Below are 20,057 nucleotides of genomic sequence, written 5' to 3' on the forward strand. Positions count from 1 at the left end.
AATGAGGACTCCCATGCGTCTTATCCGCATGCTGTTGTTGCCGGCACTGGCCCTGACTGCTGTTTCGGCTCACGCTGATCCGGCCTCCGTCGCCAGCCTGACCAACCTGCTGGACAAATCCAAGACCCTGACCGCACGCTTCTCCCAGCTGACCCTGGATGCCGGCGGCACCCAGTTGCAGGAAACCGCCGGTGAAATGGCCGTGCAGCGCCCTGGGCTGTTCTACTGGCACACGGAAGGGAAGGCCGAGCAGACCATCGTTTCCGATGGCCAGAAAGTCACGCTGTGGGACCCGGACCTGGAACAGGCGACCATCAAAAAGCTCGATCCGCGCTTGAACCAGACCCCGGCGCTGTTGCTGTCGGGCGATGTGTCGAAGATCAACGACAGCTTCGAGATCACCTCCAAGCAAACCAGCAATGTGATCGAATTCACCCTCAAGCCGAAATCCAAGGACACGCTGTTCGACAGCCTGCACCTTTCGTTCGGTAACGGCGTGATCAATAACATGCGCCTGATCGACAGCGTCGGCCAGCGCACCGATATCCTGTTCACCGGGGTCAAGGCCAACGTGCCGGTGCCCGCGTCCACGTTCAAGTTCGACATCCCCAAGGGTGCCGACGTGATCCAGGAATAACCTGCCTAGAGGTTTCAAACGCTGCCCATGGACCTGTTTCGAAGTGACCCGATCGCTCAACCCCTGGCCGCACGCTTGCGTTCGACCAACCTGGATGAGTACGTCGGTCAGGAACACCTGCTCGCTCGCGGCAAGCCTTTGCGCGAAGCCCTGGAGCAGGGAGCGCTGCACTCGATGATTTTCTGGGGGCCGCCGGGGGTGGGTAAAACCACGCTGGCGCGGCTGTTGGCGAAAGTCTCGGATGCTCACTTCGAAACGGTCTCGGCGGTGCTGGCTGGGGTCAAAGAGATCCGCCAGGCCGTGGAAGTGGCCAAGCAGCAGGCCGGGCAATACGGCAAGCGCACCATCTTGTTCGTCGACGAAGTGCATCGCTTCAACAAGTCGCAGCAGGACGCGTTCTTGCCGTATGTCGAAGACGGCACGCTGATTTTTATCGGTGCAACCACCGAGAACCCGTCCTTCGAATTGAACAACGCCTTGCTCTCGCGGGCGCGGGTGTATGTGCTCAAGAGCCTGGATGAAGCGGCGATGCAAAAGCTGCTGCAGCGCGCCTTGAGCGAAGACAAGGGCTTGGGCAAGCGCCAGTTGAGCCTCAGCGATGAAGGCTTCAAGATCCTGTTCAGCGCCGCCGACGGCGATGGGCGGCGCTTTCTGAACCTGCTGGAGAACGCCTCCGACCTGGCCGAGGACGGCAGCGAGATTGGCGTCGAACTCCTGCAAAGCCTGCTCGGCGACACGCGCCGGCGTTTCGACAAGGGTGGTGAAGCGTTCTACGATCAGATTTCGGCGCTGCACAAATCGGTGCGCGGCTCCAACCCCGACGGCGCGTTGTACTGGTTCGCACGCATGATCGACGGTGGCTGCGACCCGCTCTACCTCGCGCGCCGCGTGGTGCGTATGGCCAGCGAAGACATCGGCAACGCCGACCCCCGCGCCTTGAGCCTGTGCCTTGCGGCGTGGGAAGTGCAGGAGCGCCTGGGCAGCCCCGAAGGCGAGCTGGCGGTGGCCCAGGCCATTACCTACCTGGCCTGCGCGCCGAAAAGCAACGCGGTGTACATGGGCTTCAAATCGGCACTGCGCGCCGCGGCCGAACATGGCTCCCTCGAAGTGCCGCTGCACCTGCGCAATGCGCCGACCAAATTGATGAAACAACTGGGTTACGGCGATGAATACCGCTACGCCCACGATGAGCCGGACGCCTATGCCGCCGGCGAAGATTACTTCCCTGACGCGCTCGAGCCGCAGCCGTTCTACCAGCCGGTGCCCCGTGGCCTGGAGCTGAAGATCGGTGAAAAGCTCAATCACCTCGCTCAACTCGACCGTCTCAGCCCCAAACAGCGGAGAAAGTAGTGCTCAAGACGATTCTTGCCGTGTCCGTTGCCGGCATCGCTGGTACATTATTGCGTTTCGCCACTGGTAATTGGGTTAACGCCAACTGGCCGAGGTATTTTTATACGGCGACCCTGGCGGTCAACCTGGTCGGCTGCCTGATCATCGGGCTGTTGTACGGTTGGTTCCTGTTGCGCCCGGAAGTGCCGATTGAAATTCGTGCCGGCTTGATTGTCGGCTTTGTAGGCGGTCTGACGACCTTTTCATCCTTTTCACTGGATACGGTGCGCCTGCTGGAAAGCGGGCAGGCCCTGGTCGCCTTCGGGTACCTGGGCATCAGCGTGTTCGGCGGGCTGCTCGCCACCTGGGCCGGCCTGTCCTTGACCAAACTTTGATAAACGAGAGACCGACATGCTCGATTCCAAACTGTTACGTAGCAACCTTCAGGACGTAGCGGACCGCCTGGCATCCCGTGGCTTTGCCTTGGATGTTGCGCGCATCGAAGCGCTGGAAGAACAGCGCAAGACCGTCCAGACCCGCACCGAAGCACTGCAGGCTGAGCGTAATGCGCGTTCCAAGTCCATCGGGCAGGCCAAGCAGCGCGGTGAAGACATCGCGCCGTTGATGGCGGATGTCGAGCGCATGGGCACCGAGCTGTCCGACGGCAAACTCGAACTGGACAAGATCCAGGGCGAGCTGGATTCGATCCTGCTGGGCATTCCGAACCTGCCGCACGAGTCGGTGCCGGTCGGTGCGGACGAAGACGGCAACGTCGAAGTGCGCCGCTGGGGCACGCCAAAGGCCTTTGATTTCGCGATCAAGGACCACGTCGCCCTGGGCGAACTGAACGGCGGCCTGGATTTCGAAACCGCCGCCAAGCTGTCCGGTGCGCGCTTTGCCTTGCTGCGCGGCCCGATTGCCCGCCTGCATCGCGCCCTGGCGCAGTTCATGATCAACCTGCACACCGGCGAGCACGGCTACGAAGAGGCCTACACCCCGTATCTGGTTCAGGCGCCGGCCCTGCAGGGCACCGGCCAGTTGCCGAAGTTCGAGGAAGACCTGTTCAAGATCAGCCGCGATGGCGAAGCCGACCTGTACCTGATCCCGACCGCCGAAGTGTCGCTGACCAACATCGTCGCCGGCGAGATCCTCGACGCCAAGCACCTGCCGCTCAAGCTCGTCGCCCACACGCCGTGCTTTCGCAGTGAAGCCGGTGCATCGGGGCGCGACACCCGCGGCATGATCCGCCAGCACCAGTTCGACAAAGTCGAGATGGTGCAGGTTGTCGAGCCGTCGACCTCCATGGAAGCCCTCGAAGGCCTGACCGCCAACGCCGAACGCGTGCTGCAACTGTTGGAGCTGCCGTACCGCGTGCTGGCGCTGTGTACCGGCGACATGGGTTTCAGCGCCGTGAAGACCTACGACCTCGAAGTGTGGGTGCCGAGCCAGGATAAATACCGCGAGATCTCGTCGTGCTCCAACTGCGGTGATTTCCAGGCCCGTCGCATGCAGGCGCGTTTCCGCAACCCGGAAACCGGCAAGCCGGAACTGGTGCATACCCTCAACGGTTCGGGCCTGGCCGTAGGCCGTACCCTGGTGGCCGTGCTCGAAAACTACCAGCAGGCCGACGGTTCGATCCGTGTGCCGGATGTGCTCAAGCCGTACATGGCGGGCATCGAGGTCATCGGCTAAATGGAATTTCTGCCGCTGTTTCATAACCTGCGCGGCAGTCGTGTGTTGGTCGTCGGTGGCGGGGAGATTGCCTTGCGCAAGTCCCGCCTGCTGGCCGACGCCGGCGCGCTGCTGCGGGTGGTTGCTCCCCAGATCGAAGACCAGTTGCGTGAACTGGTGCTGGGCAGTGGCGGGGAACTGATCGTGCGCGGTTATCAGGAGGCCGACCTTGACGGTTGCACCCTGATCATCGCCGCAACGGACGACGAACCACTGAACGCGCAAGTGTCCAGTGATGCCAAGCGCCGTTGCGTACCGGTCAACGTGGTGGATGCGCCAGCCCTGTGCAGCGTGATCTTCCCGGCGATTGTCGACCGTTCGCCCTTGGTGATCGCGGTGTCCAGCGGCGGCGATGCGCCGGTGTTGGCGCGCTTGATCCGGGCCAAGCTGGAAACCTGGATTCCGTCCACGTATGGCCAGTTGGCCGGGCTGGCGGCGCGCTTTCGGGCCCAGGTCAAGCGTTTGTACCCGGACGTGCAGCAGCGCCGCGCGTTCTGGGAAGAAGTCTTCCAGGGCCCGATTGCCGACCGGCAACTGGCCGGGCAGGGCGATGAAGCCGAGCGTTTGCTGATCGAAAAGGTCAACGGCGCGCCGCCTTATGCGCCGGGCGAAGTCTACCTGGTGGGCGCCGGCCCCGGCGATCCGGACCTGTTGACCTTCCGCGCCTTGCGTTTGATGCAGCAAGCCGATGTGGTGCTCTACGACCGTCTGGTGGCCCCAGCGATTCTTGAGCTGTGCCGTCGTGATGCCGAGCGCGTCTACGTGGGCAAGCGTCGCGCCGATCACGCCGTGCCCCAGGACCAGATCAACCAGCAATTGGTCGACCTGGCCAAGCAGGGCAAGCGCGTGCTGCGCCTCAAGGGCGGCGATCCGTTCATCTTCGGCCGTGGCGGCGAAGAGATCGAAGAACTGGCGGCCCATGGCATTCCGTTCCAGGTGGTGCCGGGGATCACGGCAGCCAGCGGCTGCGCGGCGTATGCCGGGATTCCGTTGACCCACCGTGACTATGCGCAATCGGTACGCTTTATCACCGGTCACCTGAAGAACGGCACCTCGGACCTGCCTTGGGGTGATCTGGTGGGCCCGTCGCAGACCCTGGTGTTCTACATGGGCTTGATCGGTTTGCCGATCATCTGCGAACAGTTGATCAAGCATGGACGTTCGGCGGACACGCCAGCGGCGTTGATCCAGCAGGGCACCACGTCCAACCAGCGCGTGTTCACCGGCACCCTGGCCGACCTGCCGCGCCTGGTGGCGGAGCATGAAGTGCATGCGCCGACGCTGGTGATCGTCGGTGAAGTGGTGGTGCTGCGCGAGAAGCTCAAATGGTTTGAAGGCGCCCAGGCTCAGGTCTGAGCCTGAATGCATCGGGGGCAAGCCCCCTCCCACATTTTGGAATGCCTTCCAATGTGGGAGGGGGCTTGCCCCCGATGAGGCCATTAGATCCAACCCATCCTCTGGATCAACGCCAGACGCCCTTAGCGCTCAACCGCCCGCGATCATGCTCGGCATCAAACACCTGCAACGGCCCCTTGGGCACAATCCCCGTCGGATTGATGGTGCGGTGGCTGGCATAGTAATGCCCCTTGATGTGCGCAAAGTCCACCGTCTCGGCCACTCCCGGCCATTGATAGATTTCCCGCAACCAATTCGACAGATTCGGATAATCGGCAATCCGCCGCAGGTTGCATTTGAAGTGGCTGTAATACACCGCATCAAATCGAATCAGCGTGGTAAACAGCCGTACATCCGCCTCGGTCAGGTACTCACCGGCCAGGTAGCGATGCTCGCCCAGGTGCTGTTCCAAGTGGTCCAGTTCGGCAAACACATCATCGAACGCACGCTCATAGGCCTGCTGCGAGGTGGCGAAGCCTGCGCGGTACACGCCGTTGTTCACGGCGGGGTAGATGCGCTCGTTCAGCGCATCGATGCGCGGGCGCAGAGCCTCGGGGTAGAAGTCCAGGGTGTTGCCGGTCAGCCCGTTGAACGCGCTGTTGAACATGCGGATGATCTCCGCTGATTCATTGCTGACGATGCGCTTGAGTTGTTTGTCCCACAGCACCGGCACCGTGACGCGCCCGGTGTAATCGGCCGTGTCGGCGGTGTAGCGCTGGTGCATGAACGCGAAGCCATCCAGCGAGTCGCCGCTGGAGCCGCGGGCCTTGTCGAAGGTCCAGCCGTTTTCCAGCATCAGCCAGCTGACCACGGACACGTCGATCAGACCTTCCAGCCCCTTGAGTTTGCGCAGGATCAGCGTGCGATGGGCCCACGGGCAGGCGAGCGACACATACAGGTGGTAACGACCGGCTTCGGCCTTGAAGCCACCTTCGCCGCTGGGGCCGGGCTGGCCGTCAGCGGTCACCCAGTGGCGGCGTTGTGCCTGTTCCCGCTGGAACGCGCCATCCGCGCTACTTTCGTACCACTGGTCGTGCCAGCGTCCTTCAATCAGCAAACCCATGACTGGCTCCTTGGCTAATAAGCGTTGGAGTCCAGTCTAAAGGGATGAGTTCGAACTAAAAGCGCAAAGATTGCGGGGGAATGATCGATTAAATCGATTTATCCCGTGCGTCCCAGTATTGCTGGGCCAATTCGAACGCTTGCTCCCGCGGATGACCGAGGCCGCGCAAGGCCAGGGCCATGGTGGCGATCAAGGCGAGTTGCGGGTAGCTGTCCTCGACCTCGCCGCGCCACAGCGCTTTCAACTGCTCGGGCTCCAGGCTGGCCGGTTTGACATGGCGCTGGGCGGCGAGGGCGGGCCATTCTTCGTCCCAGCTTTCGCCACCGGTGCTGCCGTAGAGGTGGCTGATCGTGTCGGGGTTGATCTCGATTTCGCCGCCATCGCCCTTGACCACAATCACCGTGTCGCCGAGCAGGCCGCTGGCATCGCGGTGTACGCCCTGGTAGCCGGGATGGAAGATGCTTTGCAGGCCGCAGCGTGCATTCAGCGGGTTGAGCAGGCGTGCCAGGGAGTGGATCGGCGAGCGCAGGCCCAGGGTGTTGCGCAGGTCGATCATGCGTTGCAGTTGCGGGGCCCAGTCGCCCAGCGGGATAAATGCCAGGTTGCCGTGCTCGAAGGCTGTCTCGACCTGCTGCCAATTGCGGCACAGCGGGATCTGTAGACCTTCCAGCAATTGCTCGGTGTACAGCCGGCCGGCCGTGTGGGCGCCGCCGCCATGCATGAGGATGCGTACACCGTTCTGCGCCAGGCACTTGGCGGCCAGCAGGAACCACGGCAGGTGGCGCTTTTTGCCGGCATAGGTCGGCCAGTCGATATCCACCTCCAGCGCCGGGGCGTGCAGGCGCTCGCGCACCGCTTCGGTGAAACCGGCGAGTTCTTCCGGGCTTTCCTCTTTGTGGCGCAGCAGCATGAGGAAGGCGCCGAGCTGGGTGTCTTCGACTTTTTCGTCAAGCAGCATACCCATGGCTTCGCGGGCTTCTTCGCGGGTCAGGTTGCGCGCACCGCGCTTGCCTTTGCCCAGGATACGCACGAACGGTGCAAACGGGTGCTCGGCAGGGGTTTCGAGGGTCAGCGGAGCAAAGTCGGTCATAAGCAATTCGTCGGTCTGGGCAGGCCGGCCAGCTTGGCGGCGAGTTTGGCGGGAGTGCCGTTGAACAGTTTGTTGAGGTGCAGGCTGTTGCCCTTGTCCGCACCCAGCTTCAAGGCGGTGTACTTGATCAGCGGGCGTGTGGCGGGGGACAGCTGGAACTCTTGATAAAACTGGCGCAGCAGCTCGAGGATTTCCCAATGCGCCGGGGTCAGCTCGAGGGCTTCGGCGGCGGCGAGGGCGTTGGCCACGTCGGCCGACCACTCGTTCAGGTCGACGAGGTAGCCGTCCTTGTCCAGTTCGAGGGTGCGCGCGCCCACGGTCAGGGTGTTCATAGCCAGGTGTTGACCTTGTCGTAGTCGATCGACAGTTGCACGAAACCTGGGTAATCCACGCAGTCGGCCCAGTCGGGCAGCGGCAGGTTGCGCGCCAGGCTGTCTTCGGCCAGCACAAAGACCTTCACGCCTTTGGTCAGCAGCGCCGGGTGACGCAGCCCGTAGGCGCCGTCGCCACAGAGCAGGATCGCATCGTCGCTGCCACAGACGCGCAGGCAGCTGTCGAGGCGGCTATCGGTAAACGGGGAGTGGGACACCACATGTAAAGTCGACATCAGAGGGTTATCACCTGGTCGTAACGGTCAATCAACTGGGAAATCTGTTCGTCGTTCAGCGGCTGTGCATTGACCGGGTGCGTCAGCCCGCGCGCAGCCAGGCTGTGGCCGCAGGCAAACACCTCGTCGATACCGAACAGCCCCAGTGCTTGCAGGTTGGCGCCGAGGTCTTTTTGCTGCACGGCCTTGGCGTCCTGGTGCGGCGCCAGTTGGAACACGCCGTCATCCAGGAACAACAGGCCGATGGGTAGATCGAACGCGCCGCCGGCCAATACGATATCCAGGGCTTCCCGCGCGCTCGGCCCGGACCACGGTGCCTGGCGGCTGATGACCAGCAAGGATTTGGACATGTCACGGCCCTCCAAAACAGATCAGGCGGTCGGCGGCCTGGGTCGCGTCGTGCAATTGCCCAAGGCCCGACAGCTCCCATGGCGCCTCCAGGTTCACCGCGCTGCGCTGGTAACGCGCGGCTTCTTCGCTGTCGAGCACGCCACGGCGCAGGGCGGCGGCGATGCACACCACGGCGTCCAACTGATGCGCGCTGACAAACTCACGCCATTGGCGAGCGATGTCTTGCTCATCCTGTGGCGCAACGATGGTGTTGGAGGCACTGTAGACGCCGTCCTGATAAAAAAACAGGCGCACAATCTCGTGCCCGCCGGCCAGCGCCGCCTGGGCGAACAGCAAGGCGCGACGCGAGGAGGGCGCATGGGCGGCGGAAAACAGTGCTATCGCAAATTTCATGGAACCCCCTGCAAGCAAACGTGGGCCAATGATAAGGCCGCCGCCGGGAAAAAGCCCGCCGTGATCAAAACGGTCACTGCCGATGATCGTTCTGACGATTGCCGTCGGCGCTGAAGGCTGACTACGCTGTCGCCAGTCGAATCGGAAACGGAGTCTCCATGTCAGGTCCCTTGGCGTCCCTCAAAGTACTGGATTTTTCCACCTTGCTGCCCGGCCCGTTTGCGTCGCTGATGCTGGCGGACATGGGCGCCGAGGTGCTGCGCATCGAATCGCCCACGCGCATGGACCTGCTGCGCGTGCTGCCGCCCCACGATCAGGGCACCTCGGCCAGCCATGCTTACCTCAATCGCAATAAGCGCAGCCTCGCCCTGGATCTGAAGCAGGCCGAGGCGCTGGAGATTGTGCGCGAGCTGGTCAAGGGCTACGACATCGTGCTCGAACAGTTTCGCCCCGGGGTGATGGAGCGCCTGGGCCTGGGGTATGCGGCGTTGAAGGCGATCAACCCGCGGCTGATTTATGTGTCGATCACCGGGTACGGTCAGACCGGCCCCTACAAGGACCGCGCTGGGCACGATATCAACTACCTGGCGTTGGCCGGAGTGGCCAGCCATACCGGGCGGCGGGACAGCGGGCCGCTGCCGTTGGGCGTGCAATTGGCGGATGTCGCCGGTGGCTCGCTGCACGCGGTGGTGGGCCTGCTCGCGGCGGTGATTGCGCGGCAACAGAGCGGCGTTGGCCAATACCTGGATGTGAGCATGACCGACTGCTCGTTCAGCTTGAATGCCATGGCCGGCGCTGGCTACCTGGCCTGTGGCGTGGAGCCGGGGTGGGAGACCCATGTGCTCAATGGCGGCAGTTTCTACGATTATTACCGTTCCCGCGATGGGCGCTGGATGTCGGTCGGCAGTCTGGAACCGGCATTCATGCAGCAATTGTGCGCCGCGTTGGGGCGACCGGAACTGGCGGCACAAGGCTTGTCGCCCGAGCCTGAGCAGCAAAAGGCGCTCAAGCAGGCGCTGCAGGTTGAGTTCGAGAAGCGCAGCTTCGAGGAATTGTGCGAGTTGTTTGCCGGGGTCGATGCGTGCGTCGAACCGGTGCTGAGCCTGAGCGAAGCCGTGGAGCATCCGCAGTTGAAGGCGCGGGAACTGGTCACCCAGGTGCCGCGGCCCGACGGCTCGACCCAGGCGCAGATGGCTTGCCCGCTGAAGTTCTCCGAAGGGTTGCCAGCCCCCCGGCATATCGGGGCGGCGGTGGGCGCGCACAGTGATGAAGTGCTGATGGAATTGGGCTTGAGCTCACAGCGCATCAGCGCGTTGCGTGCTGCCAAGGTGATTGTGTAGTGACTGGGCGGGCCTCATCGGGGGCAAGCCCCCTCCCACAATTAGCTCTGTGAACAGGGTCAAAATGTGGGAGGGGGCTTGCCCCCGATGAGGCCCTCACACACACCGCATATTTCACTCGACGCGAGTTTCCCCGGTAAACACCAACGTCTGCCGACAGCGCCTGCACAGATAACGCCGCCCCTGCCTCACCAACCCATGGCGCTGTGACGAAAACGGGAAGTCGCTGTCGGCACATGGGCAGCGGTAGATATAGCGGGTCACCTGGCGGCGCTTGACCTCATAGGTGTGGCAACGGTCTGGCGGCAGTTCATACACGCCGCGCATGATCAGTTGCCATTCCTCGCCATGGGGCTGGATGCGCTCGCCAAACAATTGGTGGGCGATCAGGTGCGCCACTTCATGGGCCACGGTCTGTTTCAGGAAGTGTTGGCTGTTTTCTCGGTACAACTGTGGGTTGAAGCGCAGCAGGTTTTCGTGCAAATGCGCGACACCGGCTTTCTGGCCCCGCAACTTGAGGCTGACCTGGGGGCGTTTGAAGCTTCGTTTGAAAAAGGATTCGGCTAGCAGGAAACAATCTTCGACGCGGGTATTGAGTTGCTCGGGCATGCTGTACATCTCTCCAGAGATGTCCAGTATGCCGCAAAGGCGGGTGTTTCCGAATCGGTCAGGCGCCGAATGGTCATGCATGACGCACAAAGCCACCTTGCGGTGGCCTTGCCTGCTGGGTGAAACCGCTTAGTTGGTATAGATCGGGCCAACGCCCAGGCCCCAGACGATCACGGTGAACGCCATGATTGCCACCAGCACGACCAGGCCCACGGCCAGCACCGAGCTGGAAAACAGAAAGCCTTCGTCCGGATCGATGCTCATGAACGTCGGCAACCCCACATACAGCAGGTACACCGTGTAACAGATCGCCGCCGTGCCGACGACCATCCCCAGCCACATGTGCGGGTAGAGCGCCGCCAGCCCGCCGATGAACAACGGTGTCGCGGTGTAGGTGGCAAAGGCGACACAACGCGCCATGCTGGGGCTGGCGTCGTAGGTGCGCGCCATCCAGTGAATGAAGGCGCCCATGATCGCTACGCCGCCGAGCATCGCCAGGTACGACATGACGGTCATCCACAAGGCGCTTTCCTGGGTCAGCATGACCGGGGAACGACTGCCGATGACCCAGCCGACCTGGGTGGTGCCGATAAAGGCTGATACGGCGGGGATCGCCGCGAGAATCAAGGTGTGAGTGAGGTACATGTGGCCGACGCTTTCTTCTTTATCGCCACGAATTTCCCGCCATTCCTGGTCGGGATGGGTAAAAAGCCCCACGACGTGATGGATCATGCCAGTCACTCCTGTCGTTATTACCATCGCCCCCCATCGGAGCGCCTACGGGCCAGATGGCCTGAAAGGTCTGGATAGTTATGTGCGACCTCAAGTCGCAGTATAGGAAGTGATGACCGGAAAAACCGTAGGGCTTTAGAGCAAATTGCGCTGTAAACAGTGGGCTTAATCGCGGCGCGGTCTGTCGTTGGCAATGCACTCAAGTGGGGGAGGAGGTTTGCTCCCTCCCACATTGGAACTTGGTCAACCTTACCGGTAAAATACCGCGCTTTTCGTCACACACCTCTAGCGGATCCAAGCGCCATGGGCACTCTTACGGTCAACCAGAACAAACTGCAAAAACGCCTGCGTCGCCTGGCTGGTGAAGCGGTCGCCGATTTCAACATGATCGAGGACGGCGACAAGGTCATGGTCTGCCTCTCCGGCGGCAAAGACAGCTACACCATGCTCGACGTGCTGCTGCACCTGCAAAAGGTTGCGCCGATCAAGTTCGAGATCGTTGCCGTCAACATGGACCAGAAACAACCGGGCTTCCCCGAAGACGTGCTGCCGGCCTACCTCAAGACACTGGGCATCGAGTACCACATCGTCGAAAAAGACACCTATTCGGTGGTCAAGGAGCTGATCCCGGAGGGCAAGACCACCTGCTCGCTGTGTTCGCGCCTGCGCCGTGGCACGCTCTACACGTTTGCCGATGAGATCGGTGCGACCAAGATGGCCCTGGGGCATCACCGCGACGATATCGTCGAGACATTCTTCCTCAACATGTTCTTCAACGGCTCCCTCAAAGCCATGCCGCCCAAGCTGCGCGCCGATGACGGACGCAACGTAGTGATTCGCCCGCTGGCGTATTGCAACGAGAAGGACATCCAGGCCTACTCCGACTTCAAGCAATTCCCGATCATCCCGTGCAACCTGTGCGGCTCCCAGGAAAACCTGCAGCGCCAGGTGGTCAAGGAGATGCTCCAGGACTGGGAACGCAAGACCCCAGGGCGTACCGAGAGTATCTTCCGCAGCTTGCAGAACGTGATCCCGTCGCAGTTGGCCGACCGTAACCTGTTCGACTTCACCAGCCTGCGTATCGACGAGAACGCCGCTTCGCGCTTCGTCAACGTGGTGAACCTCTGACGTTTCTCAACGCTCTGAACGACGGCGCTCACAGGCGCCGTTTTCATTTCAATCCCCAGGAGAGGGCATGCGCGATTACAAGTGGCTGCACGAATATTGTCTGAACCGCTTCGGTTCGGCGGCCGAACTGGAAGCCCGTCTGCCTGTGCCCAAGACGCCGGCGCAATTACGCCAGATCAGTGATGATCGCTACCTGTCGACCCTGGCGCTGCGGGTTTTCCGCGCCGGGCTCAAGCACAGCGTGGTGGATGCCAAATGGCCTGCATTCGAGCAGGTGTTCTTTGGCTTCGACCCGGAAAAAGTCGTGCTGATGGGCGCCGAGCACCTGGAGCGCTTGATGCAGGATACGCGCATCATCCGCCACCTGGGCAAGCTCAAGAGTGTGCCGCGCAACGCGCAGATGATCCTGGATATCGCCCAGGAGAAGGGTAGCTTCGGCGCGTTTATCGCCGACTGGCCGGTGACCGATATCGTCGGTTTATGGAAATACCTGAGCAAGCACGGTCATCAGTTGGGCGGGCTGTCGGCGCCGCGCTTTCTGCGCATGGTGGGCAAGGATACGTTCGTGCCGAGCGATGACGTGGTCGCGGCCCTGCACGCGCAGAAGATCGTCGACAAGGCCCCCACCAGCCTGCGCGACCTGGCGACGGTGCAGGGGGCGTTCAACCAGTGGCATGCCGAGAGCGGGCGGCCGATGTGTCAGTTGTCGATGATGCTGGCGTATACGGTCAATCATTGAGACCGAGGTGATGCCATCGTGGGCAAGCCCACTCCCACAGGAAACTGCATTTCAACTGTGGGCTTGTCCGCGATGATGGCGGGTCAGGCCGGCTGACCCTCGCCGGCCAAGCGCCGATCCAACTGGAACCGCCAGCGCACATACAGCAACGCCGTACAGAACAGCGCCAGGCTCGCCAGCATTTCCAGCACGCCGAACCACTGGCGGTTCGGGTCATACGCCGCCAGTGCGCCCTTGATGAAATACAGGTTCACCACAAAGCACATCCACGAATGCCCGCGTGCGCTGCCGATCAGTATCCCCGGCGCCAGCACCAGCAGCGGCACCAGTTCGATCAGCAGGATCACCCACGGCCGTGCGCCGTGCAGGTCGGCGACGAACAGGTAATACACGCAGAGCAGGCCCACCAGGCCGAAAAACGCCAGCAGGCTCAGGGCGCGTGCGACTTTGACCCGCGGCTCCAGCCACGCCTGGGGTGGCAGGATCTTAGGTTTTTTGGCCACGGCCGTTCTCCAGCAACGCAGCGGTTTTCGCCAGGCGCAGGCCGAGGGCCTTGCACAGGGCGATTTCATGTTGATCCAGCAGGCGCTTGCCGTCGGGGCCAGCATGGTGGCTGGCGCCATAAGGCGTACCGCCACCCTGGGTGTCGAGCAGCGCTTGTTCGCTATAGGGCAGGCCGGTGATCAGCATGCCGTGGTGCAGCAGCGGCAGCAGCATCGACATCAGCGTGGTCTCCTGGCCGCCGTGCAGGCTGGCGGTGGAGGTGAACACCCCGGCCGGTTTGCCGACCAGGGCGCCAGTCAGCCACAGGTTACTGGTGCCGTCGATAAAGTACTTCAATGGCGCGGCCATATTGCCGAAGCGGGTCGGGCTGCCCAGGGCCAGGCCTGAACAGTTCTTCAGATCATCCAGGCTGGCATACAGCGCGCCTTCGGCCGGAATGCTCGGCGCTACGGCTTCGCACTCGCTGGAGATCGCCGGTACGGTGCGCAGGCGCGCTTCCATCCCGCCTTGTTCGATGCCTCGGGCAATGTGCCGGGCCATTTCGCTGACCGAGCCGTTGCGGCTGTAATACAACACCAGCACATACGGCGTACTCACGGCAGGATCTCCAGCACGCTCTCCGGTGGGCGGCCGATGATGGCTTTGTCGGGGGTTTCGAGGATCGGACGTTCCATCAACTTGGGGTGCTCGGCGATGGCGGCGATCAACTGTGTTTCGCTGAGCGTCGCGTCTGCCAGGTTGAGGGTTTTGTATTCCTCTTCGCCGGTGCGCAGCAATTGGCGTGCGCTGATCCCCAGTTTTGCCAGCAGGGCCTTCAGTTGCGCGGCATTCAGCGGGGTTTCCAGGTAGCGCACCACCGTCGGCGCGAGGCCGCGTGCTTCCAGCAGTTCGAGCGCTCCGCGGGATTTCGAGCAGCGCGGGTTGTGATAAAGCGTCAGATCGGTCATGTGCGGGTCGCATCTTGCGTAAGGTGGCGGGTATTCTACCTGCGCTGCGCCCGGTCCTTAAACCGTAAGAGGCGATCCGTCGCAGCCAACGTTCATTTTTGCGAAGGATTACCCCATGACAAGGCGACTGATCGGTGCATTGGCGATCATCACAACCCTGCTGCTCAGCGGCTGCGGTAATGACTACGGCGTTGACCAATATGGCCAGAAAGTGGCGGCCGAACGCCTGGACAAGCAATGGCTGGTGGTCAACTACTGGGCGGAATGGTGTGGCCCGTGCCGCACGGAAATCCCGGAGCTCAATGCCTTGGCTGAACAGCTCAAAGGGCAGAACGTCGGCGTGTTCGGGGTCAATTTCGACAATGTGCAGGGCGCGGAACTGAAGGAAGCCAGTGACAAGCTGGGCATCAAGTTCACCGTGCTGGCGCAGAACCCGGACGGGATCTTTGATATTCCACGCAGCGAAGCGTTGCCGGTGACTTACATCATCGACGACAAGGGCAAGGTGCGTGAGCAGTTGATGGGCGAACAGACGGCACAAGGCGTGCTGGCCAAGCTCAAGGCCCTGCGCGGTTGAACATATGGGAGGGGGCTTGCTCCCGATAGCGGTGTGTCAGCCAGCATATTCGGTACTGACATAGCGCAATCGGGAGCAAGCCCCCTCCCACAGTTAGATCCCATTGAACCTGCTATCAGCCTTCTTCCAGCCACAGGCGGATAGGCTTGCCTTCGGCCGGCCAGAAGCGGGTCTGCTCGATCGGCGAGATGTCCCAGCGCTCAACGCCTTGCAGGGCCTGGAAGAAGCGGTGTTCCTGCTCCATCAGGGCGTCGCCGCAGAGTTTGCGCGTACTGCCGATCTTGCCGAAGCTGAGTTTGTCGCCCTCGACGGTGTACGGTGCAAACCAGTGGTTGCACCCGCCGTTGCCGTAGGCGCGCCCATCGGCGCCCAAGGTGACACTCAGGTGCGCGTAATCCATCAGCGGCCGCTCACCGATCCATTCCACCACGTAGCTGTGATCCCGCTCGAGCTTTGCCGCATCACCGGCGCAGCCCATCAGGCCGGCACCGACGGCGGCCAGCAGAAGCAGGCCCTTCATTGCGCGGCCTTCTGGCATTTCGGGCAGCGGTGCTTGGCGCCTTCGCTGGCCCAGCCCAACTCGGCAATGCGCGCATTGGCGGCCGGTTGCAGCGGTTCCTTGGTCAGCTTGGTCTCCACCGCGAATTCAAACTCCAGCACGGCCTCGCAGCTGTCGCAGTTGACCTTCCAGGTGTGAATCTCCAGCTCGCCGAACTTCGGCCCCTGGGCCATGGCGACCCACTGACCTGCCGGGCGGATGGAGTAGCGCGCGTCGCCTTCGACGGTGAGGCGCATCGACAGGGTTTTACTGCCGCGCAGGGTGACGATCAGTACGTCGCCATGCTTGATCGAACCACCGTTGCCGGTGACCTGATAGCGGCCCGGCACCAGGGCGCGGCATTCGATCAGGGTGTGTTGCGGGCTCAGCAAGCTGAAGCGGAAATCGTGTTCGGCCATGGTTCCTCCAAATAGGCGCGGCATCCTAGCACGCGCGCCTGCGGATCATGCGCCTGGTATGTGACCGCTGATCATCCGTCGACACGATTCTGCGCCCGGCCATCGGCCCAGGCCGCAATGTTGGCCAGGGTGGTCTCGGCGATCGCCGCCAGGGCCTCGCGGGTGAGAAATGCCTGGTGCGCGGTGATGATCACGTTGGGGAACGTCAGCAGGCGCGCGAGCACGTCGTCCTGCAGGGGCAGGTCGGAGCGGTCCTCGAAAAACAGCTGGGCTTCTTCTTCATACACATCCAGCCCCAGGTAGCCGAGTTGGCCGTCCTTGAGCGCTTCGATCAGCGCGGGGGTGTCCACCAGGCCGCCGCGCCCGGTGTTGATCAACATTGCGCCGGGCTGCATCTGCGCCAGGGAGCGGGCGTTGATCAGGTGCTTGCTGTCGGTGGTGAGCGGGCAGTGCAGGCTGATGATCTGCGCTTCGGCCAGCAGCTCGGGCAGGCTCACATAGCGCGCACCGAGCGCTTGGACCAGCGGGTTGGGGAACGGGTCGTAGGCCAGTAGGTGGCAGCCGAAACCGGCCATGATCTTGGCGAAGGTGGCGCCGATCTGCCCGGTGCCGACCACGCCGACGGTCTTGCCGACAAGGTCGAAGCCGGTCAGGCCATGCAGGCTGAAATCGCCCTCGCGGGTGCGGTTGTAGGCACGGTGCAGGCGCCGGTTCAGGGCGAGAATCAGTGCCACGGCGTGTTCGGCGACGGCATGAGGCGAGTAGGCGGGCACACGCACGATGGTCAGGCCCAGGCGCTTGGCGGCGGCGAGGTCGACATGGTTGTAACCGGCCGAGCGCAGCGCGATCAGGCGGGTTCCGCCCGTGGCCAGGTGCTCGAGCACGGGCGCGCTGAGGTCATCGTTGATAAACGCGCAGACCACTTCGTGGCGTTCGGCCAGGGCCACGGTGTCGAGGGTGAGCCGGGCGGGCTGGAATTGCAGTTCCAGGCCGGGCGGCAGCGACACGCCGAGAAAACTGTCGCGGTCGTAGGTCTGGCTGCTGAAAAGAATGACGCGCATGAAAAAGCTCCCTGCAATGTACGTTTTGGTAACGCGGACCCTGTGGGAACGGGCCCGGCGTTGTAAAAAATCTCAGGCGCTGACCCGCGCTTCACTGGCCAACCGGGCAATGGCCATGTCCAGCTCGTCCAGCGCGGCCATGGCCTTGGCGTCGTCCTGCTTGAGCAGGGTTTCGGCGCGTTGGCAGGCGGCGCGCAGTTGCGGTACGCCGCAGTAGCGGGTGGCGCCATGCAGGCGATGGACGCGTTCGATCAAGGCATGGTTGTCATTGGCCTCCCGGGCGAGGGTAATGGCCAGGCGGTCGGCTTCGAGGGAGGCGAGCAACATGGCGAGCATGTCCGCCGCCAGGTCCGCCTTGCCCGCGGCCAGCCGCAGTCCTTCTTCGTGGTCCAGCACCAGCAATCGCACGCCTGGGCCGAGGCCTTCGGTCGGGCGCTCCGGCCCTTGGTTGCGCAGGGCCAGGCCGGTCCATTTCAGCACCACCTGGGCCAATTGCCGTTCGCTGATGGGTTTGGTCAGGTAGTCGTCCATGCCGCTTTGCAGCAGCGCACGCTTTTCGTTGGCCATGGCGTGGGCGGTGAGGGCCACCACCGGCAGCGGTGTGCCGTGGCGCTCGCTTTCCCACTGGCGAATCGCCTCGGTGCTTTGACGCCCGTCCATGCCGGGCATCTGCACGTCCATCAGCACCAGGTCGAAGGTTTCCTGCTGGACGGCATTGATGGCCGCATAGCCGCTTTCCACGGCCTGGACCTTGGCCCCCATGTCTTCCAGCAGGGTTTGCACCAGCAACAGGTTCGCCGGGTTGTCATCCACGCAGAGCACCCGCGGCGCGCGGCTGGACAACGGTTCACCCGGTTCGCAGCGCGTGGGGCGCGGGCTGATCAGGTCGGTCAGGGCGCGGCGCAGCTTGCGCGTACACGCGGGCTTGGCCTGCAATTGGCTGTTGGGGTTGGGCACCGACGGGCTGAACAGCATTTGCTCGGTGGTCGGGCACAGCACCAGCACCTTGCAGCCCAGGTGTTCGAGGTCCCACAGATGCTGGTTGAGGCGCTCGGGCGGGAGGTCATTGGCGGTGACGCCGAGTACCGCCAGGTCGATCGCCTGTTCGGTCTGATGCGCGCCGGTGATGCCGTTGGTCAGGCTTTCCAGGGTATTGAACGGCGTGACATCCAGGCCACAGTCTTCGAGCTGGTGTTGCAAGGCCTGGCGCGCCAGTTCGTGGTTTTCCAGCACGGCCACGCGGCGGCCGAGCAGCGGCGCGCAGGGCAGGTCTTCGACGTCGTCGCGGGTCTTGGGCAGGTTCAGGCTGATCCAGAACTCCGAGCCTTCGCCCGGTGTGCTGTCGACGCCGATTTCACCGCCCATCTGCTCGATCAAGCGCTTGGAAATCACCAGGCCCAGGCCGGTGCCGCCCGGTTGGCGCGACAGCGAGTTGTCGGCCTGGCTGAACGCCTGGAACAGCGCGCGCACGTCCTGGTTGGACAGGCCGATGCCGGTGTCCTGCACGCTGATGCGCAGTTGCACACTGTCTTCTTGTTCATCCTCGATCATCGCCCGGGCCACGATGGTGCCTTCGCGGGTGAACTTGATCGCATTGCTGATCAGGTTGGTCAAGATCTGCTTGAGGCGCAGCGGGTCACCCACCAATGCCAGCGGTGTGTCGCGGTACACCAGGCTCACCAGTTCCAGCTGTTTGGCATGGGCGGCGGGGGCGAGGATGGTCAGGGTGTCTTGCAGCAGGTCACGCAGGTTGAAGGGCACGCTGTCGAGTACCAGCTTGCCGGCTTCGATTTTCGAGAAATCGAGGATCTCGTTGATGATGCCCAGCAGGTTATCGGCGGACTTTTCGATGGTGCCCAGGTAATCCAGCTGACGCGGTGTCAGCTCGCTTTTTTGCAGCAGATGGGTGAAACCGAGGATGCCGTTGAGCGGGGTGCGGATCTCGTGGCTCATATTCGCCAGGAACTCCGACTTGATGCGACTGGCCTCCAGGGCTTCCTTGCGCGCCAGGTCCAGCTCGATGTTCTGGATCTCGATGGTTTCCAGGTTCTGGCGCACGTCTTCGGTGGCCTGGTCGATGCTGTGCTGCAGTTCTTCCCGAGCGTTCTGCAGGGTCTCGGCCATGCGGTTGATGCCTGAGGCAAGTTGGTCCAGCTCCTGGCTGCCCAGCGCCGGCAAGCGGGTTTCCAGGTTGCCGTCCTTGAGTTGGGCCACGGCTTGCTTGATCTGGCCGATCGGCGAATTGATGGTGCGGCTGATGCGCAGGGCCAAGGTTGCCGTGCAGATCAGGCCGATGGCGATCAGCAGCAGGCTGGCGAACAGGCTGCGATAACCGCGCAGCAACATGCCGTTGTGGGACAGTTCCACCTCGACCCAGCCAAGCAAGCGGTCGGATTCATCGGGAATCAGCTCGCCGGCAAGGTTGCGATGACGGCCAAACACCGGCAGCAGATAGCGCGTGGCGTCGTTACCGGTGCGCTGCAACAGGTGCGAGCTGTTACCCACCGGCGGCTGGTTGAGCATGGTCGGGCCGGCGTGGGCCATCGACGAGCGGTCCGGCGCAAGGAAGGAAACGGCGCGCACGTCCTGTTGTTCCAGGGATTGGGTGGCGATGCGTTCGAGCAGGTCGGCGTTCTTGCTGCTCAGCGCCGGAGCCACCAGTGGGGCCAACTGCTCGGCGATCATTTCGCCACGTTGCAGCAACTGGGATTGCAACTCCGAGAGCTGCATCCAGGTGAAATAGCCGCCCAACAACAAGGCCATCAGACTGGTCGGTAATAAGGTCAGCAACAGTACGCGGCCTTTTATCCCCATTCTTCTAAGCACGCCACTCTCCTGCTACCACGTTGTGATCGATCGCCCGTGCA

The 20,057-nt window shown here is 62.7% G+C and carries 24 protein-coding genes; 9 read left to right on the forward strand and 15 right to left on the reverse strand.

All coding sequences use genetic code 11. The features are described 5' to 3' along the window. Positions 1-13 precede the first annotated feature (13 nt). The 5 genes from lolA to cysG are packed head-to-tail and all read left to right on the forward strand — an operon-like array spanning position 14 to position 5,053. Positions 14-637 carry an outer membrane lipoprotein chaperone LolA gene (lolA, locus tag C8K66_RS13885; RefSeq protein ID WP_017848042.1) on the forward strand — a complete coding sequence of 208 codons (624 nt, stop codon included), beginning with the start codon at positions 14-16 and terminating at the stop codon, positions 635-637. Positions 638-664: 27 nt separating this feature from the next. Then, entirely contained in the window at positions 665-1,987 is a 1,323-nt protein-coding gene (locus C8K66_RS13890) for a replication-associated recombination protein A (protein WP_017848041.1), read from the forward strand. Then, the gene (gene crcB / locus C8K66_RS13895) at positions 1,987-2,361 is read left to right on the forward strand and encodes a fluoride efflux transporter CrcB (RefSeq protein WP_057004421.1); all 375 of its coding nucleotides are present in this window, start codon (positions 1,987-1,989) and stop codon (positions 2,359-2,361) included. Before C8K66_RS13890 ends, crcB begins: the two co-directional genes overlap by 1 nt. A 16-nt stretch (positions 2,362-2,377) precedes the next feature. Continuing rightward, positions 2,378-3,658 (forward strand): serine--tRNA ligase, encoded by a 1,281-nt coding sequence (serS, locus tag C8K66_RS13900; RefSeq protein ID WP_017848039.1) that lies wholly within the window; start codon positions 2,378-2,380, stop codon positions 3,656-3,658. Continuing rightward, entirely contained in the window at positions 3,659-5,053 is a 1,395-nt protein-coding gene (gene cysG / locus C8K66_RS13905; RefSeq protein WP_017848038.1) for a siroheme synthase CysG, read from the forward strand. A gap of 106 nt (positions 5,054-5,159) precedes the next feature. On the opposite strand, the gene C8K66_RS13910 is transcribed toward cysG, so the two are convergent. From C8K66_RS13910 to tusD, 6 genes are all read right to left on the reverse strand, one after another. Further along, positions 5,160-6,155, reverse strand: coding sequence for a glutathione S-transferase family protein (locus C8K66_RS13910; RefSeq protein WP_057004419.1), 996 nt, complete (start codon positions 6,153-6,155; stop codon positions 5,160-5,162). Between the two features lie 88 nt (positions 6,156-6,243). Beyond that, positions 6,244-7,245 (reverse strand): glycosyl transferase family protein, encoded by a 1,002-nt coding sequence (locus tag C8K66_RS13915; RefSeq protein WP_108525109.1) that lies wholly within the window; start codon positions 7,243-7,245, stop codon positions 6,244-6,246. Then, positions 7,242-7,577: a TusE/DsrC/DsvC family sulfur relay protein gene (locus C8K66_RS13920; protein ID WP_017848035.1), complete on the reverse strand. Its 336-nt coding sequence runs from the start codon at positions 7,575-7,577 to the stop codon at positions 7,242-7,244. Before C8K66_RS13920 ends, C8K66_RS13915 begins: the two co-directional genes overlap by 4 nt. Beyond that, positions 7,574-7,852, reverse strand: a complete 279-nt coding sequence (gene tusB, locus C8K66_RS13925; RefSeq protein ID WP_017848034.1) for a sulfurtransferase complex subunit TusB — start codon at positions 7,850-7,852, stop codon at positions 7,574-7,576. Before tusB ends, C8K66_RS13920 begins: the two co-directional genes overlap by 4 nt. After that, positions 7,852-8,202 carry a sulfurtransferase complex subunit TusC gene (gene tusC, locus C8K66_RS13930; RefSeq protein ID WP_017848033.1) on the reverse strand — a complete coding sequence of 117 codons (351 nt, stop codon included), beginning with the start codon at positions 8,200-8,202 and terminating at the stop codon, positions 7,852-7,854. Before tusC ends, tusB begins: the two co-directional genes overlap by 1 nt. Position 8,203: 1 nt before the next feature. Continuing rightward, entirely contained in the window at positions 8,204-8,596 is a 393-nt protein-coding gene (gene tusD / locus C8K66_RS13935; RefSeq protein WP_046382916.1) for a sulfurtransferase complex subunit TusD, read from the reverse strand. Positions 8,597-8,754: 158 nt separating this feature from the next. Between tusD and C8K66_RS13940 the strand changes: the two genes are divergently transcribed. Then, a complete protein-coding gene (locus C8K66_RS13940) occupies positions 8,755-9,936 on the forward strand; it encodes a CaiB/BaiF CoA-transferase family protein (protein WP_057004417.1) in 1,182 nt (393 codons plus the stop codon). Between the two features lie 114 nt (positions 9,937-10,050). Here the strand turns inward: C8K66_RS13940 and C8K66_RS13945 are convergent, their stop codons facing one another. Then, on the reverse strand, positions 10,051-10,545 hold the full coding sequence (locus C8K66_RS13945) for a SprT family zinc-dependent metalloprotease (protein ID WP_079445028.1): 495 nt from the start codon (positions 10,543-10,545) through the stop codon (positions 10,051-10,053). 129 nt (positions 10,546-10,674) lie between these two features. Further along, complete coding sequence (locus C8K66_RS13950) at positions 10,675-11,277, reverse strand: Yip1 family protein (protein ID WP_108525111.1); 603 nt, start codon at positions 11,275-11,277, stop codon at positions 10,675-10,677. 303 nt (positions 11,278-11,580) lie between these two features. On the opposite strand from C8K66_RS13950, the gene ttcA reads away from it, so the two are divergent. Together ttcA and C8K66_RS13960 are read left to right on the forward strand one after the other, a co-directional pair. Beyond that, positions 11,581-12,405, forward strand: coding sequence for a tRNA 2-thiocytidine(32) synthetase TtcA (gene ttcA / locus C8K66_RS13955; RefSeq protein WP_017848028.1), 825 nt, complete (start codon positions 11,581-11,583; stop codon positions 12,403-12,405). Positions 12,406-12,472: 67 nt separating this feature from the next. After that, the gene (locus tag C8K66_RS13960) at positions 12,473-13,144 is read left to right on the forward strand and encodes a DNA-3-methyladenine glycosylase I (RefSeq protein WP_017848027.1); all 672 of its coding nucleotides are present in this window, start codon (positions 12,473-12,475) and stop codon (positions 13,142-13,144) included. Between the two features lie 83 nt (positions 13,145-13,227). Here C8K66_RS13960 and C8K66_RS13965 read toward each other — a convergent pair whose 3' ends face one another. Genes C8K66_RS13965 through arsC form a run of 3 tightly spaced genes read right to left on the reverse strand, consistent with a single transcriptional unit; the run spans position 13,228 to position 14,595 of the window. Then, positions 13,228-13,647, reverse strand: a complete 420-nt coding sequence (locus C8K66_RS13965; RefSeq protein ID WP_017848026.1) for a DUF2069 domain-containing protein — start codon at positions 13,645-13,647, stop codon at positions 13,228-13,230. Then, a complete protein-coding gene (gene wrbA / locus C8K66_RS13970) occupies positions 13,631-14,245 on the reverse strand; it encodes an NAD(P)H:quinone oxidoreductase (RefSeq protein WP_017848025.1) in 615 nt (204 codons plus the stop codon). Before wrbA ends, C8K66_RS13965 begins: the two co-directional genes overlap by 17 nt. After that, positions 14,242-14,595 (reverse strand): arsenate reductase (glutaredoxin), encoded by a 354-nt coding sequence (arsC, locus tag C8K66_RS13975; protein ID WP_046382919.1) that lies wholly within the window; start codon positions 14,593-14,595, stop codon positions 14,242-14,244. Before arsC ends, wrbA begins: the two co-directional genes overlap by 4 nt. Positions 14,596-14,710: 115 nt before the next feature. Between arsC and C8K66_RS13980 the strand changes: the two genes are divergently transcribed. After that, complete coding sequence (locus C8K66_RS13980; RefSeq protein WP_017848023.1) at positions 14,711-15,172, forward strand: TlpA disulfide reductase family protein; 462 nt, start codon at positions 14,711-14,713, stop codon at positions 15,170-15,172. 115 nt (positions 15,173-15,287) lie between these two features. Here C8K66_RS13980 and C8K66_RS13985 read toward each other — a convergent pair whose 3' ends face one another. The 4 genes from C8K66_RS13985 to C8K66_RS14000 all read right to left on the reverse strand — a co-directional run bounded on the left by C8K66_RS13985 (position 15,288) and on the right by C8K66_RS14000 (position 20,016). Continuing rightward, positions 15,288-15,692 (reverse strand): META domain-containing protein, encoded by a 405-nt coding sequence (locus C8K66_RS13985; RefSeq protein ID WP_057004414.1) that lies wholly within the window; start codon positions 15,690-15,692, stop codon positions 15,288-15,290. Next, complete coding sequence (locus C8K66_RS13990; RefSeq protein WP_017848021.1) at positions 15,689-16,129, reverse strand: hypothetical protein; 441 nt, start codon at positions 16,127-16,129, stop codon at positions 15,689-15,691. Before C8K66_RS13990 ends, C8K66_RS13985 begins: the two co-directional genes overlap by 4 nt. Positions 16,130-16,200: 71 nt before the next feature. After that, complete coding sequence (locus C8K66_RS13995) at positions 16,201-17,190, reverse strand: 2-hydroxyacid dehydrogenase (RefSeq protein ID WP_057004413.1); 990 nt, start codon at positions 17,188-17,190, stop codon at positions 16,201-16,203. A 72-nt stretch (positions 17,191-17,262) separates the two neighbouring features. Next, on the reverse strand, positions 17,263-20,016 hold the full coding sequence (locus C8K66_RS14000; RefSeq protein ID WP_046382920.1) for a response regulator: 2,754 nt from the start codon (positions 20,014-20,016) through the stop codon (positions 17,263-17,265). Positions 20,017-20,057 lie beyond the last annotated feature (41 nt).

It is taken from the genome of Pseudomonas sp. GV105, assembly GCF_003058185.1.
GTDB lineage: Bacteria > Pseudomonadota > Gammaproteobacteria > Pseudomonadales > Pseudomonadaceae > Aquipseudomonas > Aquipseudomonas veronii.

Bases quoted from the DNA above. Each gene is read 5' to 3' on its own strand.
- C8K66_RS13945 (WP_079445028.1), bottom strand. From the start codon at position 10,545: ATGCCCGAGCAACTCAATACCCGCGTCGAAGATTGTTTCCTGCTAGCC.
- C8K66_RS13980 (WP_017848023.1), top strand. From the start codon at position 14,711: ATGACAAGGCGACTGATCGGTGCATTGGCGATCATCACAACCCTGCTG.
- C8K66_RS13920 (WP_017848035.1), bottom strand. From the start codon at position 7,577: ATGAACACCCTGACCGTGGGCGCGCGCACCCTCGAACTGGACAAGGAC.
- C8K66_RS13995 (WP_057004413.1), bottom strand. From the start codon at position 17,190: ATGCGCGTCATTCTTTTCAGCAGCCAGACCTACGACCGCGACAGTTTT.
- C8K66_RS13985 (WP_057004414.1), bottom strand. From the start codon at position 15,692: ATGAAGGGCCTGCTTCTGCTGGCCGCCGTCGGTGCCGGCCTGATGGGC.
- C8K66_RS13990 (WP_017848021.1), bottom strand. From the start codon at position 16,129: ATGGCCGAACACGATTTCCGCTTCAGCTTGCTGAGCCCGCAACACACC.
- tusD (WP_046382916.1), bottom strand. From the start codon at position 8,596: ATGAAATTTGCGATAGCACTGTTTTCCGCCGCCCATGCGCCCTCCTCG.
- lolA (WP_017848042.1), top strand. From the start codon at position 14: ATGCGTCTTATCCGCATGCTGTTGTTGCCGGCACTGGCCCTGACTGCT.
- ttcA (WP_017848028.1), top strand. From the start codon at position 11,581: ATGGGCACTCTTACGGTCAACCAGAACAAACTGCAAAAACGCCTGCGT.
- tusB (WP_017848034.1), bottom strand. From the start codon at position 7,852: ATGTCGACTTTACATGTGGTGTCCCACTCCCCGTTTACCGATAGCCGC.
- C8K66_RS13950 (WP_108525111.1), bottom strand. From the start codon at position 11,277: ATGATCCATCACGTCGTGGGGCTTTTTACCCATCCCGACCAGGAATGG.
- C8K66_RS13915 (WP_108525109.1), bottom strand. From the start codon at position 7,245: ATGACCGACTTTGCTCCGCTGACCCTCGAAACCCCTGCCGAGCACCCG.
- arsC (WP_046382919.1), bottom strand. From the start codon at position 14,595: ATGACCGATCTGACGCTTTATCACAACCCGCGCTGCTCGAAATCCCGC.
- C8K66_RS13940 (WP_057004417.1), top strand. From the start codon at position 8,755: ATGTCAGGTCCCTTGGCGTCCCTCAAAGTACTGGATTTTTCCACCTTG.
- C8K66_RS13890 (WP_017848041.1), top strand. From the start codon at position 665: ATGGACCTGTTTCGAAGTGACCCGATCGCTCAACCCCTGGCCGCACGC.
- C8K66_RS13910 (WP_057004419.1), bottom strand. From the start codon at position 6,155: ATGGGTTTGCTGATTGAAGGACGCTGGCACGACCAGTGGTACGAAAGT.
- C8K66_RS13960 (WP_017848027.1), top strand. From the start codon at position 12,473: ATGCGCGATTACAAGTGGCTGCACGAATATTGTCTGAACCGCTTCGGT.
- tusC (WP_017848033.1), bottom strand. From the start codon at position 8,202: ATGTCCAAATCCTTGCTGGTCATCAGCCGCCAGGCACCGTGGTCCGGG.
- serS (WP_017848039.1), top strand. From the start codon at position 2,378: ATGCTCGATTCCAAACTGTTACGTAGCAACCTTCAGGACGTAGCGGAC.
- cysG (WP_017848038.1), top strand. From the start codon at position 3,659: ATGGAATTTCTGCCGCTGTTTCATAACCTGCGCGGCAGTCGTGTGTTG.